General features: G+C 76.1%; 19 protein-coding genes and 1 riboswitch. Of the genes, 11 read left to right on the top strand and 8 right to left on the bottom strand.

Translation table 11 applies throughout. From position 1 onward, the window contains the following. Positions 1 to 42 precede the first annotated feature (42 nt). Together ACI792_RS11705 and ACI792_RS11700 are read right to left on the bottom strand one after the other, a co-directional pair. Positions 43 to 561: a C40 family peptidase gene (locus ACI792_RS11705; RefSeq protein WP_456602728.1), complete on the bottom strand. Its 519-nt coding sequence runs from the start codon at positions 559 to 561 to the stop codon at positions 43 to 45. A 15-nt stretch (positions 562 to 576) separates the two neighbouring features. Continuing rightward, a riboswitch (cyclic di-AMP (ydaO/yuaA leader) is annotated at positions 577 to 734 on the bottom strand. A gap of 287 nt (positions 735 to 1,021) precedes the next feature. After that, on the bottom strand, positions 1,022 to 1,675 hold the full coding sequence (locus ACI792_RS11700; protein ID WP_456602727.1) for a helix-turn-helix domain-containing protein: 654 nt from the start codon (positions 1,673 to 1,675) through the stop codon (positions 1,022 to 1,024). A 443-nt stretch (positions 1,676 to 2,118) separates the two neighbouring features. On the opposite strand from ACI792_RS11700, the gene ACI792_RS11695 reads away from it, so the two are divergent. From ACI792_RS11695 to ACI792_RS11670, 6 genes are all read left to right on the top strand, one after another. Next, complete coding sequence (locus tag ACI792_RS11695) at positions 2,119 to 5,286, top strand: carboxyl transferase domain-containing protein (RefSeq protein ID WP_456602726.1); 3,168 nt, start codon at positions 2,119 to 2,121, stop codon at positions 5,284 to 5,286. 95 nt (positions 5,287 to 5,381) lie between these two features. Next, positions 5,382 to 5,543, top strand: coding sequence for a hypothetical protein (locus tag ACI792_RS11690; protein ID WP_456581617.1), 162 nt, complete (start codon positions 5,382 to 5,384; stop codon positions 5,541 to 5,543). Between the two features lie 104 nt (positions 5,544 to 5,647). After that, a complete protein-coding gene (locus ACI792_RS11685) occupies positions 5,648 to 6,280 on the top strand; it encodes a hypothetical protein (protein WP_456602725.1) in 633 nt (210 codons plus the stop codon). Positions 6,281 to 6,351: 71 nt separating this feature from the next. After that, the gene (locus ACI792_RS11680) at positions 6,352 to 6,489 is read left to right on the top strand and encodes a hypothetical protein (RefSeq protein WP_456602724.1); all 138 of its coding nucleotides are present in this window, start codon (positions 6,352 to 6,354) and stop codon (positions 6,487 to 6,489) included. A gap of 35 nt (positions 6,490 to 6,524) precedes the next feature. After that, positions 6,525 to 6,755 carry a hypothetical protein gene (locus ACI792_RS11675; RefSeq protein WP_456602723.1) on the top strand — a complete coding sequence of 77 codons (231 nt, stop codon included), beginning with the start codon at positions 6,525 to 6,527 and terminating at the stop codon, positions 6,753 to 6,755. A 21-nt stretch (positions 6,756 to 6,776) separates the two neighbouring features. After that, positions 6,777 to 7,733, top strand: coding sequence for a D-2-hydroxyacid dehydrogenase family protein (locus tag ACI792_RS11670; protein ID WP_456602722.1), 957 nt, complete (start codon positions 6,777 to 6,779; stop codon positions 7,731 to 7,733). A 19-nt stretch (positions 7,734 to 7,752) separates the two neighbouring features. Here ACI792_RS11670 and ACI792_RS11665 read toward each other — a convergent pair whose 3' ends face one another. From ACI792_RS11665 to ACI792_RS11655, 3 genes are read right to left on the bottom strand one after another with little or no spacing between them, the layout of a single operon-like run. Then, complete coding sequence (locus ACI792_RS11665) at positions 7,753 to 8,178, bottom strand: TIGR02611 family protein (protein WP_456602721.1); 426 nt, start codon at positions 8,176 to 8,178, stop codon at positions 7,753 to 7,755. Next, positions 8,175 to 8,957 carry a hypothetical protein gene (locus ACI792_RS11660; protein WP_456602720.1) on the bottom strand — a complete coding sequence of 261 codons (783 nt, stop codon included), beginning with the start codon at positions 8,955 to 8,957 and terminating at the stop codon, positions 8,175 to 8,177. Before ACI792_RS11660 ends, ACI792_RS11665 begins: the two co-directional genes overlap by 4 nt. Beyond that, positions 8,954 to 9,892 (bottom strand): ABC transporter ATP-binding protein, encoded by a 939-nt coding sequence (locus ACI792_RS11655; protein WP_456602719.1) that lies wholly within the window; start codon positions 9,890 to 9,892, stop codon positions 8,954 to 8,956. Before ACI792_RS11655 ends, ACI792_RS11660 begins: the two co-directional genes overlap by 4 nt. A gap of 162 nt (positions 9,893 to 10,054) precedes the next feature. On the opposite strand from ACI792_RS11655, the gene ACI792_RS11650 reads away from it, so the two are divergent. Then, positions 10,055 to 11,338, top strand: coding sequence for a sensor domain-containing protein (locus ACI792_RS11650; RefSeq protein WP_456602718.1), 1,284 nt, complete (start codon positions 10,055 to 10,057; stop codon positions 11,336 to 11,338). Then, a complete protein-coding gene (locus ACI792_RS11645; RefSeq protein ID WP_456602717.1) occupies positions 11,335 to 11,982 on the top strand; it encodes a response regulator in 648 nt (215 codons plus the stop codon). The genes ACI792_RS11650 and ACI792_RS11645 overlap by 4 nt, the downstream gene beginning before the upstream one ends. A 135-nt stretch (positions 11,983 to 12,117) precedes the next feature. On the opposite strand, the gene ilvA is transcribed toward ACI792_RS11645, so the two are convergent. Beyond that, positions 12,118 to 13,395, bottom strand: coding sequence for a threonine ammonia-lyase IlvA (gene ilvA / locus ACI792_RS11640; protein ID WP_456602716.1), 1,278 nt, complete (start codon positions 13,393 to 13,395; stop codon positions 12,118 to 12,120). 134 nt (positions 13,396 to 13,529) lie between these two features. Between ilvA and ACI792_RS11635 the strand changes: the two genes are divergently transcribed. Then, on the top strand, positions 13,530 to 14,069 hold the full coding sequence (locus ACI792_RS11635) for a hypothetical protein (RefSeq protein WP_456602715.1): 540 nt from the start codon (positions 13,530 to 13,532) through the stop codon (positions 14,067 to 14,069). Positions 14,070 to 14,073: 4 nt separating this feature from the next. On the opposite strand, the gene ACI792_RS11630 is transcribed toward ACI792_RS11635, so the two are convergent. Next, on the bottom strand, positions 14,074 to 14,505 hold the full coding sequence (locus tag ACI792_RS11630) for an ATP-binding protein (RefSeq protein WP_456602714.1): 432 nt from the start codon (positions 14,503 to 14,505) through the stop codon (positions 14,074 to 14,076). 72 nt (positions 14,506 to 14,577) lie between these two features. On the opposite strand from ACI792_RS11630, the gene ACI792_RS11625 reads away from it, so the two are divergent. Further along, positions 14,578 to 14,940 carry an STAS domain-containing protein gene (locus ACI792_RS11625; protein WP_456602713.1) on the top strand — a complete coding sequence of 121 codons (363 nt, stop codon included), beginning with the start codon at positions 14,578 to 14,580 and terminating at the stop codon, positions 14,938 to 14,940. A gap of 10 nt (positions 14,941 to 14,950) precedes the next feature. After that, entirely contained in the window at positions 14,951 to 17,164 is a 2,214-nt protein-coding gene (locus ACI792_RS11620) for a SpoIIE family protein phosphatase (RefSeq protein WP_456602712.1), read from the top strand. A 252-nt stretch (positions 17,165 to 17,416) separates the two neighbouring features. On the opposite strand, the gene ACI792_RS11615 is transcribed toward ACI792_RS11620, so the two are convergent. After that, positions 17,417 to 18,034 carry a hypothetical protein gene (locus ACI792_RS11615; RefSeq protein ID WP_456602711.1) on the bottom strand — a complete coding sequence of 206 codons (618 nt, stop codon included), beginning with the start codon at positions 18,032 to 18,034 and terminating at the stop codon, positions 17,417 to 17,419. Between the last annotated feature and the right edge of the window lie 116 nt (positions 18,035 to 18,150).

Here is an 18,150-nt window from a genome sequence, read left to right as displayed (position 1 = left end):
CCGGTCGTGCGCGGACGACCTGGGACCCGCCGTCGCAGGCGCTCAGACGATGCGGCGCGCGGTGTTGTAGCCCCACATGCTGTCGACGGGCACGACCGCGACCGGGTTGCCGAAGGTCGAGGAGTGCACCATCAGGCCGTCGCCGATGTACATGCCGACGTGGCCGACCGGGTCGTAGAAGAAGACCAGGTCGCCGGGCTGCAGGGAGGCCCGGTCCACGTAGTGGCCGGCGGTCGACTGGGCGCGGGAGGTCCGCGGGATCTCGATGCCCGCCGCCTGGTAGGCCGACCAGGTGAGACCGGAGCAGTCGTAGCCCCCCGGGCCGGTGCCGCCCCAGATGTAGGGCTTCCCCTGCTGCGCCAGTGCCGTGTCGACGGCGACCTGCGCGGCGTGGTTGGGGGCGACGGCGGTGGTGGTGACGACGGTGCCGGTGCCGCCGCCGCCGTCACCGGTGGAGGCGGTGGCGGTGAACGGGGTGAGGGCGATCCCCGCACCGGTGAGGAGCGCGAGCGCCGCTCCGCGGAGCGAGCGACGGGTGGTGGTCGTGCGAGTGGTCGTCATGGACGACGGTTTCTCCTGTTCTCCGACAACCGCCTACCGGGTGAGCTGACGGGTTCGGGCGGGGAACGCGCCCGGCGCCCCGGACAGGCCGGTGGCGCTTCACCCCACTACTGCGGTGGGTCCCCGGTCCGGGCTCCGGCGTGCGCCGGCGCCCGGTTCGGCGGTGTCCGTCCGGGTGTCACCGGGGGCGGTGACGGGGGAGCCCGGCCGGACCGGCGACGACGCTAGGTCGGTCACGGAAAGGTCACAAAGCGGCCGACACGCCACCCGTGGGGGTCGCGGGGCGGAGTCCGCGCGGGGGCTCCGGACCGCGACTCGCGAGCCGACCACGGGAGATCCGTCGGCCCCGGACGGGCCGCCTCGGCACCGGGTGACCGACCGTGTGCGGCCCTGTACTTCTCCGGACGGCGGCGCTCCTGCACTCTGCGTGCTCGTCCACTCCGACCTCGTAGCCAATTCCTCAGCCGACGTCGCAGCCGCACAGGCAGTCCTCGACGTGCACCGGCCGGCCGCTCCGGTCGTCGAGCTCGTCGCATGCCGGTGGGCACGCGCACGACCAGCCGTCGTCGAGGTGCCGGAAGGCTCCCGACTCGAATCGCCGCCGGAGCTCCTCCTGCCGCCGTCGGGCGGCGGCCGCCCGACGGGCCGCGGTGCGCTCCTCCGGGGAGTCGCCGGGCCGGGGGACGAGGTGGTCGTCCGGGCGGTCGCGCTCGCGGTCGGCGGGGTCCACCCAGGGGCATCGACGGTCGAAGGTGTACGTCGGTCGTGGTCGCCGGGGCTGGTGCTCCCACCGCGAGGCGCGCTCCTCGCTCAGCATCGTGTCGAGATGGGCGGGGAACCGTCGGCCGACCCTGTCGCGGACCGTGCCCGCCGCCATGCCCGCGACCGGTCGTCCCGCGTCATCGAGCAGGCCCAGCCGGAGGCCGGCAAGCGCCGCGGCGGCCGCGAGCATCCCGGCGTCCATGCCACGGTCACCGGACTCCACGGCCGCCACCGTGGACTTGGAGACGCCCAACCGAGCCGCCAGTTCCCGCTGGGACAGGTCCGCCCGGCGGCGGATCCGCCGCACCAGACCGCACAGGTCGAACTCCGCCGGCCCACCGTCGTCGGTCACCGGCCGAGCCTCTCCACCGGAGGCGGTGCGGCACGACCCCTGGTGTCCATCTGTGGACAGTCGCCCTCTGCCCACACCGGCGGGGCAGAGGGCGACTGTGCCGGCGAGGTGTCGGTCGGGCGCTCACTCTGTGCCCACTCCGGCGGGGCAGAGGGCGACTGTGCCCCGGTGGTGTCGGTCGGGCGCTCACTCTCTGCCCACTCCGGCGGGGCAGAGGGCGACTGTGCCGGCGAGGTGTCGGTCGGGCGCTCACTCTCTGCCCACTCCGGCGGGGCAGAGGGCGACTGTGCCGGCGAGGTGTCGGTCGGGCGCTCACTCTGTGCCCACTCCGGCGGGGCAGAGTGCGACGTTCTCCGGCGAACCTGTGCGGGCTGAGCGGCGGAGCACCCGGCCGCGGTGACCGGGGCCACAGTGGCGTCCGGGGCGCGTGCGAGCATCCCCGGGTGGCCCGCCTGCTCATCGCCAACCGCGGCGAGATCGCCGTCCGCATCGCCCGCGCCGCCGCCGCCGAGGGGCTGGCCTCGGTGGCCGTCACCGCCGCCGACGAGCCCGACGCCGCGCACCTGGCGGCCGCCGACGAGGTGCACGTCCTCCCCGGCAGCGGCCCGGCCGCCTACCTCGACGCCGCGGCGATCGTGCAGGCGGCGGTCGCCACCGGATGCGACCTCGTCCATCCCGGCTACGGCTTCCTCTCCGAGACCCCCGACCTGACCCGTGCGTGCGCGCAGGCCGGCCTCACCGTCGTCGGGCCGAGCGCCGAGGACCTGGCCGTGCTGGGCGACAAGTCGCTCACCCGCGCACGGGCAGCGAAGGCCGGCGTGCCCGTCCTGCGCGCGGCCGACGGGGACGCGGCGGCGGTCGCCGACCTGCTCGACGAGGTCGGCGCGATCATGCTCAAGGCCCGGTTCGGCGGAGGAGGACGGGCCACCCGGGTGCTGCGCCGGGGTGACGACGTCGCCGCGGCCGTGGCGGCGGTGCGGGGCGAGGCGCGTGTCGCCTTCGGCAACGGTGACCTGCTGGCCGAGGAGTTGTTCCAGCGCGCCCGCCACATCGAGGTGCAGCTGCTGGGAGACGGGCGGGGCTGCGTCGTCGCCCTCGGCGACCGGGACTGCTCCCTGCAGCGCAACCGGCAGAAGGTCGTCGAGATCGCCCCCGCGCCGCGCCTGCCCGACGCCGTCCGCGCCCGGCTGGCCACGGCGGCGCGCGGCGTCGTCGGCGACGGCTTCCGCGGCCTGGCCACGGTGGAGTACCTCGTCTCCGCCGACGACCCCGACCGGTTCACCTTCCTCGAGTGCAACCCGCGGCTGCAGGTCGAGCACACCGTCACCGAGGAGACGCTGGGGCTGGACCTCGTGCGGCTGCAGCTGCGGGTCGCCGCCGGCGCGACCCTCGCGGACCTCCGCCTCGCCGACGGCGCGCCCCGGCCGCTCGGCACCGCGGTCCAGGCACGCGTCGTCGCGGAGACGGTCACCACCGACGGCGCCGTCCCCGCCGCCGGCACGATCACCGCCCTCGCGCTGCCCGGGGGCCCGGGGGTGCGCGTCGACACCGCCGCGCGACCCGGCGCCGAGCAGAGCCCCCGCTACGACCCGCTGCTGGCCAAGGTGGTCGTGCACGAGCGCACCGGCTCCCTCGCGGACGCCCTCCGCCACCTGCGCCGGGCGCTCGGCGAGGTGCGGGTCGACGGCGTGCCGACCAGCACCGCCTTCCTCCGTGCCCTGCTCGCGCACCCGCAGGTCGGCACCGCCACCACGACGTTCGTCGAGGACCACCTCGCCGAGTTCGTGGGGGGTGCGGCGCCCGCGCCGGAGGCCGGTGGGGGACTGCGCGCACCCGTCCCCGGCACGGTGGTCGCCGTGGCGGCGGGCCCCGGCGACGCGGTGGACCCCGGGGGAGCGGTCGTCGTCCTCGAGGCGATGAAGATGGAGCACGTCGTCGCCCTGCCGGCCGGCGGCACCGTGCGCCGCGTCGCCGTGCGGGTGGGCGACACCGTCCGGCAGGGCCAGCTCCTCGCCGAGGTGGAGCACGCCGACGGGGACGGCGCGGCCGACGCCGCCGCCATCGACCTGGACGCCGACCGCCCCGACCTCGCCGAGGTCCGCCGCCGCCACGAGCAGGGGCTCGACGAGCACCGCGCCGAGGCGGTCGCGAAGCGGCACGCGCAGGGCCGGCGCACGGCGCGGGAGAACCTCGCCGACCTCGTCGACGAGGGCAGCTTCCTGGAGTACGGGCCGCTGGTCTTCGCCGCCCAGGAACGCCGCCGCAGCCGCGCGGAGCTCCAGGAGAGGACCCCGGCCGACGGCGTCGTCGGCGGGCTGGCCGACATCGGCGGGCACCCGGCCGTCGTCGTCTCCTACGACTACACCGTCCTCGCCGGCACCCAGGGCATGCGCGGCCACCTCAAGAAGGACCGGCTGTTCGAGCTCGCCGAGAAGCGGCGGCTGCCGGTCGTCCTCTTCGCCGAGGGCGGCGGCGGGCGGCCCGGCGACGTCGACCACCCGGTCGTCTCCGCGCTCGACACCGCCGCCTTCACCCTCTTCGGCCGGCTCTCGGGCCTCGTTCCCACCGTCGGCATCGCCAGTGGCCGCTGCTTCGCCGGCAACGCCGCGCTGCTGGGCACCTGCGACGTCGTCATCGCCACCGAGGACGCGAACATCGGCATGGGCGGCCCGGCGATGATCGAGGGTGGCGGCCTGGGCGTCGTCGCCCCCGAGGAGATCGGGCCGATCGACGTGCAGCACGCCAACGGGGTCGTCGACATCCGGGTCGCCGACGACGCGGCCGCCGTCGCCGCGGCCCGGCAGTACCTCTCCTACTTCCAGGGGCCGGTCGACGGCTGGACCGCACCCGACCAGCGGTTGCTGCGCCACCTGGTGCCGGAGAACCGCAAGCGCGTCTACGACGTGCGGGCGGTGCTGACCGCGCTCGCCGACGAGGGCAGCGTGCTGGAGCTCCGCGACGGCTGGGGCGCCGGCGTGGTCACCGCCCTGGTCCGGGTCGAGGGCGCGCCGATCGGGGTCCTCGCCAACGTGCCCACCCATCTCGGCGGCGCCGTCGACGCGGACGCCGCCGACAAGGCCGCCCGCTTCCTGCAGCTCTGCGACGCCCACGGCCTGCCGGTGCTCTCGCTCTGCGACACCCCGGGCTTCATGGTCGGCCCCGAGTCGGAGAAGACGGCGACGGTGCGCCACTTCTCCCGGCTGTTCGTCATCGGCGCCAACCTGTCGGTGCCGATGGGCACCGTCGTCCTCCGCAAGGCCTACGGCCTCGGCGCGCAGGCCATGGCCGGCGGCAGCACCAAGGTGCCGCGGTTCACCGTCGGCTGGCCCACCAGCGAGTTCGGCCCGATGGGGTTGGAGGGCGCGGTGCGCCTGGGCATGCGCCGGGAGCTCGCCGCCATCGAGGACGACGCCGAGCGGCAGGCCGCCTACGACGCCGCCGTCGCCGCGGCCTACGAGAACGGCCGCGGGCTCAACGTCGCCGCCCACTGGGAGATCGACGACGTCATCGACCCCGCCGACACCCGCCGCTGGATCGCTACCCTCACCCGCGAGGCGGCGGCCACACCGCGGCCGCAGGGCCGGGTGCGGCCGCACGTCGACACCTGGTGAGCCACCCGGTCGTGTGGTTGACCGGCGGCGCACCGGGGCACGGAGAACGGCGAGACGGCACCGGCGTGCGCCGGTGCGACGACGAGGAGGCAGACATGGGAATGATGCGCAAGCTCATCGCGTCCGGGGTGGCGGCGAAGGTCTTCCAGGAGGCCAAGAAGCCGGAGAACCAGGCGAAGATCAAGAAGTTCATCTCGGACTTCCAGAACAAGAGCGGTGGCACCGGCAGCGGCAAGGGTCGCGGCTCCGTCCGCTGACCTCGCTCCGCACCGTGCGGAACCGCGGCGCGACCCCCGATCCCGAGGCAGCCGCCTCGGGGCCGGGGGTCGCTCCCGTTCCCGGGTCCGACCACGACGCTCCCGTGAAGAGCCGTGAGGAGCGCTGGCAGGAACGGCTCGCCGTCCCGGTCCTGGTGGCGGCGCTCGCCTCGATCCCGGCCATGTTCCTCACCGTCGCCGAGGGCACCCTCGGCACCGCCGGGCACGTCGTCGACCTGGCCAGCGGGGCCGTCCTCGTCGCCGAGACGGTCATCCTCCTGGCCGTCGCCGAGGACAAGCGCGCCTGGATCCGCGGCCACCTCGGCCTGATCGCGCTCACCGTCGCCGTGGTGGTCGCCGTCGTCCTCGCCCTCGGCCCGGTGCAGATCCTGCGGCTCGTCCGTACCGTCGGCGCGCTGCGCATCCTGCGCGCCGGGCGCATCGTCAAGGCCGCCCGCAGCGTCGGCGACCGGATGGGGTTCACCGGGCGGCTCGCGCACGTCGCCGCCGCCGGGGCCGGGCTGCTGGTCGCCGTCTTCGTCGGGGTGGTCCTCGCCGACCCGACCTCCCGTTCGCGCGACCTGCTCACCGCGGTCCTCGGCGACGTCAGCACGCCGGTGATCGTCGTGCTCTCCGCGGTCGCCGGGGTGGTGCTCGGCGTGGCCACCTACCTGCTCGCCCGCGACCCCGGCGCGGGCGCCGACGCCGAGGACGAGGACGCGCCCGGCACCGCATGACGCCGACGTGACAGCCGGGCCGCGGGCGCATGGACCGCCACGGAACGGGCACCCACAGCCGCATGGGAATCATGAGCAAGCTCGCGAAGGGCGGCATGGCCAAGAAGGCGATGGACGAGGCCCGCAAGCCGCAGAACCAGCGCAAGATCAAGGACGCGATCTCCAAGTTCTCGAACAAGAGGAAGGGCGGCGGCACCACGTCGCGCTGACCGGCGTCGGGAGCCTGTCGCGGAGAGGAGCAGCGATGAGCGAGGGATCGATGACCGGCCGCCCCTACGGCGGCGCGAACGACGCGTCCGCCGACGAGGGCCTGCCGGGCGAGACCCCGGAGCACGGCGAGGTCGGCGCGGCACCGGAGCAGTCGCCGCGGGCAGCCCAGGGCGGCGCCATGTCCGACGACGTCACGCGCGTCCCCGCCGGCGGGGACGGCGAGAAGCCGGCCGGCATCTCCGACGCCACCGGGCCGCAGGGCTGAGCATCCGGTAGACCTTGGGACGTGCACCGCATCGCCGTCCTGGACGACTACCAGTCCGTCGCCGCGGAGTTCTGCGACTGGTCGCGGCTGCCCGGGCCGGCGGAGGTCGTCGAGTTTCACGACACCGCCGCCGGCCCGGACGCGCTCGTCCAGCGGCTGCGCGGCTTCGACGTCGTGATCGCCATGCGCGAGCGGACGCGGTTCGACCGCGCCGTCCTCGAGCGGCTGCCCGACCTGCGGCTGCTGGTCACCACCGGCATGCGCAACAAGTCGATCGACGTCGCCGCGGCCGGTGAGCTCGGCGTCACCGTCTGCGGCACCGCGTCCTCGGCCACCTCCACCGTCGAGCTCACCTGGGCGCTGGTGCTGGCCACCCTGCGCCACCTGCCGCAGGAGGACGCCGCCATGCGCGCCGGCGGGTGGCAGACCACGATCGGCGGCGACCTGCACGGCGCCCGGCTCGGCGTCATCGGTCTCGGCCGCATCGGCGCGCAGGTGGCCCGCATCGGGCAGGCCTTCGGCATGGACGTCGTCGCGTGGAGCCAGAACCTCACCGACGAGCGGGCCGCCGAGGTGGGGGCGCGAAGGGTCGAGCGCGACGAGCTGTTCGCCACCGCCGACGTCGTCACCGTGCACCTGCTGCTGTCCAAGCGGACCCGCGGCCTGATCGGCGCCGACGACCTGGCGCTGATGAAGCACACCGCGGTGCTGGTCAACACCAGCCGTGGCCCGATCGTCGACGAGGCCGCCCTGGTGGACGTGCTCCGCCGCGGCGCCATCGCCGGCGCCGGCCTCGACGTGTACGACGCCGAGCCGCTGCCGCGGGACCATCCGCTGCGCGAGCTGCGCCGCGCGGTGCTCACCCCGCACCTGGGCTACGTCACCCGCGGCACCTACGAGGTGTTCTACGGCGAGGCGGTGGAGGACGTCGCGGCGTGGATGGCCGGCGCCCCGATCCGGGTCATCGAGCCCGCGTAGCCGGCGGCGCGGCGCACGGTCACCGCCCCCCGGGCGGCCACCCCGGGACGCCGACGACCGCGAGGCCGAGCAGGACCGCGGCCAGCGCCAGCACCGCCGTCCCCGCCGCGAGCAGCAGGCGCACCGCCGGACCCTGCGCGGTCGCCCAGCGGGTCCACCGAGTGACGTGCCGCCGGGCGACGGCGAGCAGGCGCTCGGCCCAGGTGAACTCCGACGCCAGCAGGGCCAGCCCGGCCAGCACCGTGAGCCAGCCGGGCCCGGGCAGCGGGACGGTCACCAGGCCGACCAGGACGACCGCCGTCCCGACGACCGCCACGCCCGCCCGGTAGGCCCGGTCCAGCGGCCGCGACGCCGCGAGCCGCCGTCGCCACGGCCGGCGGGGAGCCAGCGCACCCGTGCGGACCGGCGGGCGTCCCAGGCCGAGCCCCGCGCCCACGCCGGTCACCCGGCGTCCCGGCGCAGCAGCGACCACCCACCGGCGGCCAGCGCGGCGGCCGCCCAGCCGGCGAGGAGCGACGTGGCGTGCGCCGCGGTGAGGTCCAGCGCGTCGAGCAGGACCCAGACCGCGCCCGAGCCCGGCAGCAGCTCGGCGATGTCGGCCGCCCACACGCCGAAGGCCGGCAGCAGCGCCGGCAGCACGAGCTGCAGCAGGAACACCGCGGCCAGCGCGGCGGCGGTGCTGCGCAGGAGGAAGCCCAGCCCGGCGGTCATGACGCCGGCGGCGAGGAGCACGGCGGCGACCCCGCCGAGGCTCCCGGCCAGCTCGCCGGAGGAGAGCACCAGGCCCGGCGCCAGCACCTTCGCGAGGAGGTCGGCGACGAGGGCGAGCAGCACCCCGGCCGCGGTGGCGACGGCGACCGGCACGGCCACCCGCGCGGCGAGCAGCACGCCCCGGCGCGGGGTCCACTGCAGCGTCGGCGCGATCGCCCCGCTGCCGTACTCGGCGGTGACCGCGAGCAGCACCACCAGCAGCAGCGCGAACTGCCCGACCAGGGTCCCGTACTCGCCGGCGACCGTCGCGGCCACCGTCGTCCCGGTGGCGTTCGCCATCTCCGCCTCGTCCAGGGCGGAGAGGGTCCCGATGCCGACGGTGGCCACCGCGGCCGCGAGCAGGCACCACCACGTCGTCCGCACGGTGCGCAGCCGCAACCACTCGGCGCCCGCGGCCCGGGCGAGGACGGTCGCGGCGCCCGGCTCCGCCACCCGGGCGGTCGCGGCGGTCACGCCCGCACCTGCCCGGCCGGCTCGGGGCTGCCCGCCACCCGGTACTGGACGCTGTCCCCGGTGAGGTCGAGGTAGATCTCCTCCAGGGAGTGCTGCTGCTCGGCCAGCCGGTGCACGGCCACGCCGGTCTCCAGCGCGACGTCCCCCACCGTCTCTGCGGAGGCGCCCTCGACGAGGAGGTCGCCGTCGCCGGTGGGGTGCACCCGGAGACCGCGGCGCAGCAGCGCGCCCGCGAGGTCGTCGGTCGACGGCGTCCGCACGACCACCTTCCGGCCGGCGTGCTGCCCGCGCATCACCTCGACGATCGGCGCGTCCGCGATCAACCGCCCGCGGCCGATGATGACCAGGTGGTCGGCGGTCTGCTCCATCTCGCTCATCAGGTGGCTCGACAGCAGCACCGTGCGCCCCTCGTCGGCCAGCCCCCGCACGAGGCGGCGGATCCAGCGGACGCCGTCGAGGTCCAGCCCGTTCATCGGCTCGTCGAACAGCAGGACCGCGGGGTCGCCGAGCAGCGCACCGCCGATGCCGAGCCGCTGCCGCATGCCGAGCGAGTAGCCCTTCACCCGGCGCGTGGCTGCGGGACCGAGCCCCACCTGGTCGATCACCTCGTCCACCCGGCGGGCCGGCAGGCCGTGGGTGCGGGCGGCCACCCGCAGGTGGTCCCGCCCGCTGCGGCCCGGGTGCACGGCCTGGGCGTCGAGCAGCGCACCGGCGGCGCGCAGCGGTTCGGCCAGCCGGGCGAACGGCCGGCCGCCCACCAGCGCCTGGCCGGAGGTCGGCCGGTCCAGGCCGAGCACCATGCGCATCGTGGTGGACTTGCCCGCGCCGTTCGGACCGAGGAAGCCGGTGACCTTGCCCGGCTGCACGTCGAAGGTCAGGTCGTCGACGGCGCGCACCGCGCCGTAGGTCTTGGTGAGCCCGCGCACCTCGATCATGCCGGGCTCCGGGAGAAGGATGAGGTCATGGCTGCGAGCGTCCCGGGCGCGGGGGTGCGTGCGGATCACCCCGCAGCGCCGACCTGGCTCCCCCGCGCGGGGGAGGAGCGGAGCACGCCCGAGGGGGAGTCGCGCGGCGGCGCGGTCGGTCAGGATCGGGACGTGCCTCCCTCCACCTTCCCGCGGTCCGGGGCCGAGATCGCGGCCGGGCTGCGCGCGGTGGTCCGCACCGCCGCGCGCCCCGGCTGGCCCGGCCGGGCCCTGTACGCGCTGGCGATGGTGCCGGTCGGCGCGCTGGCCCTGGCCTTCCACTTCGCGCTCCTCGGCTCGGTGGTCGCCGTCATCTACGGCGTCGGCCTGCTGCTCGTGCCGCTCGTCCTCGCGACGATCCGCGGCTTCGCCGGCTTCGAGCGGGAGATGGCCCGCACCCTGCTCGGGATCGACGTCCCGGCCGGCGAGCGGGTCCGCCAGCTGCCCGGCGTGGTGCCCCGGGCGCGGCGGCTGCTGGCCTCGGCCGGCACCTGGCGGGCCGTCGGCTGGCTCGGCGCACGGGTGCTCCTCGGCGCCGCCACCCTCGGCCTGCTCTTCTTCGCGACGGTGGCCGTGGCGGCCATCCGCTGGGGCCCGGACTGGAACTGGCTGAACTTCCTGCCGTTGCTCGCGCTGATGGCGCTCGTCGTCGTCGTCACCCTCGTGCTGCTCGACGCCGTCGTGCGGCTGGCCGCCGCGGTCATGCCCCGCCTGCTCGGCGCCGGGGCCGAGCAGCAGATCGCGGCGCTGCAGCAGAGCAGCCGCCGGCTCGCCGACCGCAACAAGCTCGCCCGCGACCTGCACGACACGATCGGCCACTCGCTGACCGCCAGCCTGCTGCAGGCCACCGCCGCCCGCCGCACGCTCACCCCCGCCGAGGGGCGCCCGGTGCACCCCGACTTCGCCCGCCAGGCGCTCGGGCACATCGAGACCAACACCCGGGCCGCGCTCGCCGAGCTCGACCGGGTGCTCACCGTGCTGCGCGACGGGGACGGCCCGCCCGGCGGCCCCGCGTTCGCCACGCCCGCCCTCGCCGACCTCGACGACCTGCTGGCCGGGCTGCGCGACGGCGGGCTGCCGGTCGCCCTCGTGGTCGACGGCGACGTCGACGACGTCCCGCCGGGCGTGCAGGAGCTCGCCTACCGGGTGGTGCAGGAGGGGACGACGAACGTGCTCCGGCACGCCGGCACGCCGCTCACCGTCGCCCAGGTCGTCCGCTCCGGCGACACCCTCGACGTCCGCGTGGTCAACGAGCGGGCCTCGCAGCTGGACAGCCGCCCCGGCCCCGGTGGTGGCCGCGGGCTGGCGGGCCTCCGCGAGCGGACCGCAGCGGCCGGCGGCACGCTCCGCGCCGAGCCGACACCCAGCGGCGGGTTCGAGCTGTGCGCGAGCCTGCCGCTGTCGGGGGCGGCGTGACGCTGCGGCTGCTGCTCGTGGACGACGACGTGCTCGTCCGGTCGGGCCTGCGGGTGATCCTGGAGAGCGAGCCCGACCTCACCGTCGTCGGCGACGCCGGCACCGGCCGGGAGGCGCTGGACGTGGCGGCGCGCACCGACCCCGACGTCGTCCTCATGGACGTGCGGATGCCCGACATGGACGGCATCGCCGCCACCCGGGAGCTGGTCGGGCGCGATCCGCAGCGCCCACGGGTGCTCGTGCTGACCACCTTCGAGGACGACGACTACCTGTTCCGGTCGCTGCAGGCCGGGGCGAGCGGCTTCGCGCTGAAGCGGGCCGACCCGGAGGAGCTGGTCGACGCGATCCGGGTGGTGGCGCGGGGGACGTCGCTGGTGCTGCCCGACCTCACCCGCCGGCTCATCGCGTCACACGCGCCGTCCCGGGCCCGCGGGGACGCCGCGCTGCCCGAGCTGACCGGCCGCGAGGCCGACGTCCTGCGGCTGGTGGCCGGTGGGCTGTCCAACGCGGAGATCGCCACCGAGCTGTTCCTCAGCCGCGAGACGGTGAAGACCCACGTGAGCAGCGTGCTGCTCAAGCTGCGCGCCCGGGACCGCACCCAGGCGGTCATCGCCGCCTACGAGAGCGGCTTCATGACCGCCTGAAGGGCGCGGCGAGCTGACCCGGGGCTGTCCGCCCGCGGGTGGAGCCGGGTCTGACGGCCTCGAGCCGCGGGGGAATGCGGCTCGACGCTCCCCGGGGTGGCCCGGGGTGCCGGGGCGGCCGCCCCGGCGGCGCGCTCAGACGAGGAAGCGGTAGGCGGTCGTCCCGGGGGCGACGAGCTGGATGCGCAGCGGGCTCGCCTCGCACCGGGCCAGCAGGGCGGGCAGGCCCTCGGCGCTGCCCAGCTCGATCCCGGTCAGGGCGGCGCCGGTCTCGCGGTTGTCCCGCTTGACGTACTCGAACAGCACGATGTCGTCCTCGGGGCCGAGCACCTCGTCGAGGAAGCGGCGCAGCGCACCGGGCTCCTGCGGGAACTCCACGAGGAAGTAGTGCTTCAGCCCGCGGTGCACCAGCGACCGCTCGATCACCTCGGCGTACCGGCTGACGTCGTTGTTCCCCCCGGACAGCAGGCAGACGACGGTCTGCCCCGGCTCCACGGTGACCAGCCCGCCGCTGACCGCCGCGGCCGCCAGAGCGCCCGCGGGCTCGGCGATGATCCCGTCGGCCTGGTACAGGTCGAGCATCTCGGTGCAGATCTGGCCCTCGGGCACGGTCAGCAGCTCGGCGCCGCTGTCGCGCACCAGGGGGAGGGTCACCGCCCCCACCCGCCGCACCGCCGCGCCGTCGACGAAGGTGTCGATCTCCGGCAGGTCCACGGGCTCCCCGGCCGCCAGCGCCGCGGCCATGCCCGCCGCCCCCGCGGGCTCCACGCCGACCAGCCGGGTGCCGGGGGAGTGCCGGCGCAGCCACGTGCCGCACCCGGCCAGCAGCCCGCCCCCACCCACCGGGAGGACGACGACGTCGGGCGCGGACCCGAGCTGCTCCAGCACCTCCACCGCGACCGTCGCCTGCCCGGTCACCGTGCTGAGCGCGTCGAAGGCCGGCACCGGCGTCGCACCGGTGGTGGCGGCGTCGACCGCGGCCGCGGCGGCGGCCTCGTCGTAGGAGTCGCCCGCGACGACGAGGGTGACCATGTCACCGCCGAGCGCGGCGATCCGCTCCCGCTTCTGCCGCGGCGTCGTCCCGGGCACGTAGACCCGCCCGCGCACCTGCAGGGCGCGGCAGGCGTACGCGACCCCCTGCCCGTGGTTGCCGGCGCTGGCGCACACCACCCCGGCGGCGCGGGCGGCGCCGTCCAGCCCGGCGATGGTGTTGTAGGCGCCGCGGATCTTGTACGAGCGGCCCACCTGCAGGTCCTCGCGCTTGAGCCACACGTCGGCGCCGGTGAGCCCCGAGAGGCGGGCGTTGCGCTGCAGCGGCGTCCGCTCGGCCACCTCCGCCAGCCGGCGGCCCGCCTCCCGCACCGCGGCGGAGAAGTCGTCGGGCGACGCGTCGTCGCGAGGAGTACCGCTCACACCGCCCATCGTCGACGACACGCCCCCCGGCCGGTGGACGAGATCACGGTTGGGTGCGTGATGTACCCCACGACGGGTCGGGCGGGCCTACGGTCGGCGCCCTCCTGCAGGCGGCACACGAGGCGGTGAGGTCGGTGGCCGGAGCCCTGGTCGTCTACGAGTCGGTGTTCGGCGACGCGAGACGGGTCGCGATGGCCGTCGCCCACGGCCTGTGCGGCCGGCTGCAGGTCGACGTCGCCTGCGCGCGCGAGGCCCCGATGCTGGTGCCCGCCGACGTGCGGCTGCTCGTGGTCGGCGGCCCGACGCACGCGTTGGGGATGCCGCGCCCGGCCACCCGTGAGGGCGCGGTCCGCGAGCACGCGGCGGTGATCCCCGACGTCACCTTCGGCCTGCACGAGTGGCTGGACCACGTCCGGCTGCCGCGCGGCATCCAGGCCGCCGCGTTCGACACCCGCATGGACCGACCGGTGCTGGTCACGGCGCTGGACCACGCGGCCCGCACCGAGGAGACGCTGCTCCGCCGGCTGGGCGCCACGCTGGCCGCGCCGGCCGAGCACTTCCTGGTGTCCGACGTCGCCGGGCCGCTGCTCGACGGCGAGGAGGACCGGGCCCGCCGGTGGGGTCAGGCGCTGGCCGAGCTGGTGGCGCCGCACCCGATCCCGGTCCGGGGCTGACCGGTCAGCGCGGGTCGAGCAGGCGCAGGTGCGGCTGGGTGACCAGCCGCTTCTCGAAGCTCACCCGGTGGCGGCCGTCGTCGTCCTGCACGAACTGGAGCTGGTCGACCAGCGCGCGCATGAGCACGAGCCCGCGGCCGCGCGCGTCGAAGGGGGAGGTGGGGGCGTCGTGGGCGGCGCGGGGGTCGAAGCCCGCGCCGTCGTCGAGCACGCTGATCCGGCACGTCTCGTCGTCGATCGCGACGTCGACCTGGTAGGCCTCGTGGTCCGCGGCGTGGTCGACGACGTTCGCGCAGGCCTCGGTCAGCGCCAGCACGATCTCGTCGACGACCGCCTGCGGCACCGCCAGGTGCTCCAGCGCCTGCCGCAGCAGCCCGCGCACCAGCGGCACGCTGTGCGCGTCGGTCGGCAGGCGCACGCTGAAGTCGATGTTCATGGCCGTTCAGCCTCCTCCTGCACGGTGGCCTACCCTCGGACGTCGGAGACGACGCGCTGAGGGAGGTGAACGGTGCTCTTCGACGTGGACCGTACGACGATCGCCGGGCGTCCGGCCCTCACCGTACGGGGTGAGCTGGACATCGCGACCGCGCCGCGGCTCGCCGAGGCCGCGGAGGCGCTGCTGGCCGCCGGCCCGGAGGGCATCGTCGTCGACCTGGCGCCGACGGCCTTCCTCGACTCGTCCGGCGCCCGCACCCTCATCGCCGTGGCCCGCAAGGCCGCCGCCGCCGGCGTCGAGCTGCACGTCGTCGCACCGCGGAGCAACCGCCCCGTCCGGCTGCCCATCGACCTGCTGGAACTCCACGCGGTGATCCCGATCGTGAACTCCGCCGGCGAGGTGCCCAGCCCCGCCGTCAACCGCGACGCCACGTAACGTCGCCGGGGTGACCAGCTCCCCGGCCGGCCCCGCGCGCACCGTCGACGACGACGCGCTCGCCCGCTGCGCGGACGAGCCGATCGCCGTCCCCGGAGCCGTCCAGCCGCACGGGGTGCTGCTGGCCGTCACCGAGCCGGGCCTCGCCGTCGTCGTCGCCTCCGCCAACGCGGGCGAGCTGTTCGGCCGCCCGGTCGCCGGCGCAGCCCTCGACGAGCTGCTCGGCCCCGACGATGCCGCCCGCCTGCGCGCGGGCCTCGCCGGCGACCTCGGGGAGCTGAACCCGCTGCGGGTCGGCGTGGCCGGCGCCGAGGTCGACGTCGTCGTGCACCGCGCCGACGGTCTGCTGCTCACCGAGTGGGAACCGGTCCTGGGCGCGGAGGAGGCCGGCACCGCCTGGCACCGCCGCCTGCCCAGCGTGCTGCAGCGGCTGTCGGCCAGCCCGACCCTCGACGAGCTCTCCGACGTGCTCGCCCGCGACGTCCGCGCCCTGACCGGCTTCGACCGGGTGATGGTCTACCGCTTCGACGCCGAGTGGAACGGCGAGGTGATCGCCGAGGACCGCCGCGAGGACCTCGAGCCCTTCCTCGGTCTGTGGTTCCCGGCCAGCGACATCCCGGCCCAGGCGCGGGCGCTGTACGCCACCAACTGGATGCGGCTCATCCCGGACGCGACCTACCGCCCGGTGCCGCTGGAGCCCCCGACGGTGGCGGGGCGCCCCCTGGACCTCTCCGGTGCGATGCTGCGCAGCGTCTCCCCGGTGCACCTGGAGTACCTGGCGAACATGGGCGTGCGCTCCTCCATGTCGATCTCCCTGGTCGACGGCGGGAAGCTGTGGGGCCTCATCGCCTGCCACCACTACGCGGGGCCGCACCGGCCGTCCTACACCGACCGCACGGCCGCGGAGTTCCTCGGCCGCACCGCCTCCCTGCTGCTGCCCACCAAGGTGGCCGCCGGCGAGGAGAGCGGCGTCGTCGAGGTCGCGCACCGCCAGGCCGAGCTCGCCGCGGTCATCGGCCGCACCCCGCGCGGCCTCGCCACGGCGCTCACCGAGGGCGGGGTCACCGCGCTGGACCTGCTGCCCGCCGCGGGCGCCGCCGTGCGGCTGGGCGGCCAGCTGCGGCTGCTCGGGACGACGCCCCCGGCCGACCGGGTCGGCCCGCTGGTCCGCGACCTGCTGGCGGCGGGGGTGGGCGTCACCGACGCGGTGAGCCGGGTCGTCCCGGGGGCGGCCGACCTCGCCGCCACCGCCAGCGGCGTGCTGGTCGCCGAGGTGGCCGGCGGGCGCGGGGACTTCCTCGCCTGGTTCCGCCCCGAGACGCTGCGCGAGATCACCTGGGGCGGCAACCCGTACACCGCCAAGACGGCGCAGACCGACGCCGGCCCGCGGTTGAGCCCGCGCCGCTCGTTCGACGCCTGGAGCGAGACGGTGCGGGAGACGGCGCAGCCGTGGCTGCACCACGAGGTCGCGGCGGCCCGCAGCCTGGCCGCACTGCTCACCGAGACCGCCGCGAACCGGGCCACCGAGGACGACCGCCTGGCCGGCGCGCTGCAGCGCACGCTGCTCCTGGAGCAGCTGCCGAAGGTCCCCGGCGTCGACCTGGCGGCCCGGTACCTGCCCAGCGAGGACGACGTCGTCGGTGGCGACTGGTACGACCTGGTGCCGCTGCCCGGCGGGCGGGTGTCGGTCGTGCTGGGCGACGTCGCCGGGCACGGGCTGGCCGCCGCCGCGATCACCGCCCAGCTGCGGCACGCGCTGCGCGCGCACCTGCTGCGGGCCGGCGGCCCGGCGGCCGCGCTCGACGGGCTGAACCAGGTCATCGGCGCGCTCCTGCCGGGGGAGCTCGCCACCGCTGTGGTCGCCGAGCTGGACCCGGCGACCGGCGAGGTCGTCATCGCCAACGCCGGCCACCTGCCCGTGCTGCACGCGACCGGCGGCACCGCCGAGTACCTGCGCGAGGGCCGGGGACCGGCGCTCGGACTGCTCGACGCCGCCGGCTACCGGGAGACCCGGCTGACCCTCGCCGGCGACGACCGCCTGCTGTTGATCAGCGACGGTCTCGTCGAGCGCGGTCCGGGTGGGCTGAGCACCGGCCTGGACGACCTGCGCGCCGCCGTCGCCGGCGGACCGGTCGCCCCCCAGGCGCTGCTCGACGCGGTGCTCGCGGCGCTGGACCCGCCGCGCACCGACGACGTGACGCTGCTGGCGGTCGCGCGCACCTGAGCGACCGGTGCCGGCCGCGACAGGTTCCCGCCGCGGTCGTGCGGAAGGCCGGTGACCACCTGCCGGCAGTAGCGCTCTGCCCACGTCGGCGGGGCAGAGCGCTACTACGGGCCGGGCATGTCCCTCCGCCGCTGGCTCTCTGCCCACGAGGGCGGGGCAGAGAGCGACTGCCCGGAGGAACCATCGCCGGTGCGGGCGTTCCGAGCCAGAACGCCCGGCGGCGCTCGCGGCCACGTCGTGCGGGCGCCCTGATCAGACGGTCTCCGGTACCCGCAGGTGGGCCAGGAGCAGGTCGAACTCGGCCATGTCGGTGATCTCCATGCCCAGCTCCCGGGTGATCTGCTCCCGCATGCCGCGCACCGTCTCGGCCGACGCCTCCATGTCCGCCCGGCTGGCGTAGGTGGCCGCGAGCGCGCCCGCACCGGTCCGGCGGTCGGTGAGCAGGCTGACGCTGCAGAAGCCGGGCAGCTCGTCCAGTCGCGGCAGCACCCCCATGCGCACGGCGTCGACCGAGCGGTCGGTCGTGGCCGGGTCGCCGCGGGTCCAGGTCACCCGGGTGCACGCGCCCTCGGGCGCCTCCGTGCGGCGGTGCAGCAGCGCGATCTCCCACTCGGCCACCTCGGCCTCCCCGCCGAAGACCTCGCCGGCGCGGGCCCGCATCTCCCGCACGCTCTCCGCGCTGGCGTGCATGGCGCTCTCGTCGGCCCAGGCGGTGGTGACGATGCACCGACTCCCCGGGCGGTCGCACATCATCGACAGACCGACGCAACCGCTCATCCCCTGCACGGCCGGCATGACCGTGTCCCGGACGTAGGCGATCCCGTCGTCCATGCTGCGGACATTGCGCATCGTGGTGGACCGGGCGTACATGCCACCACTCCTCTCGGACCGGGCGACGCCCCTGCGGCATCGCCGCGACGACCACTGTCCTCGCGGCGGGCCCCGCTGTGAACCGGCTCCGGCGCCCCGTCCCGGGACACGCCGCC

It is taken from the genome of Blastococcus sp. SYSU DS0669, assembly GCF_054050895.1.
This window is presented reverse-complemented; position numbering and strand designations above follow the sequence as displayed.

What these genes read in the sequence shown, in the direction of transcription:
- ACI792_RS11655 (WP_456602719.1), bottom strand. Translation starts at nt 9,892, where the DNA reads ATGATCGAGGTGCGCGGGCTCACCAAGACCTACGGCGCGGTGCGCGCC.
- ACI792_RS11675 (WP_456602723.1), top strand. Translation starts at nt 6,525, where the DNA reads ATGAGCGAGGGATCGATGACCGGCCGCCCCTACGGCGGCGCGAACGAC.
- ACI792_RS11690 (WP_456581617.1), top strand. Translation starts at nt 5,382, where the DNA reads ATGGGAATGATGCGCAAGCTCATCGCGTCCGGGGTGGCGGCGAAGGTC.
- ACI792_RS11615 (WP_456602711.1), bottom strand. Translation starts at nt 18,034, where the DNA reads ATGTACGCCCGGTCCACCACGATGCGCAATGTCCGCAGCATGGACGAC.
- ACI792_RS11705 (WP_456602728.1), bottom strand. Translation starts at nt 561, where the DNA reads ATGACGACCACTCGCACGACCACCACCCGTCGCTCGCTCCGCGGAGCG.
- ACI792_RS11680 (WP_456602724.1), top strand. Translation starts at nt 6,352, where the DNA reads ATGAGCAAGCTCGCGAAGGGCGGCATGGCCAAGAAGGCGATGGACGAG.
- ACI792_RS11630 (WP_456602714.1), bottom strand. Translation starts at nt 14,505, where the DNA reads ATGAACATCGACTTCAGCGTGCGCCTGCCGACCGACGCGCACAGCGTG.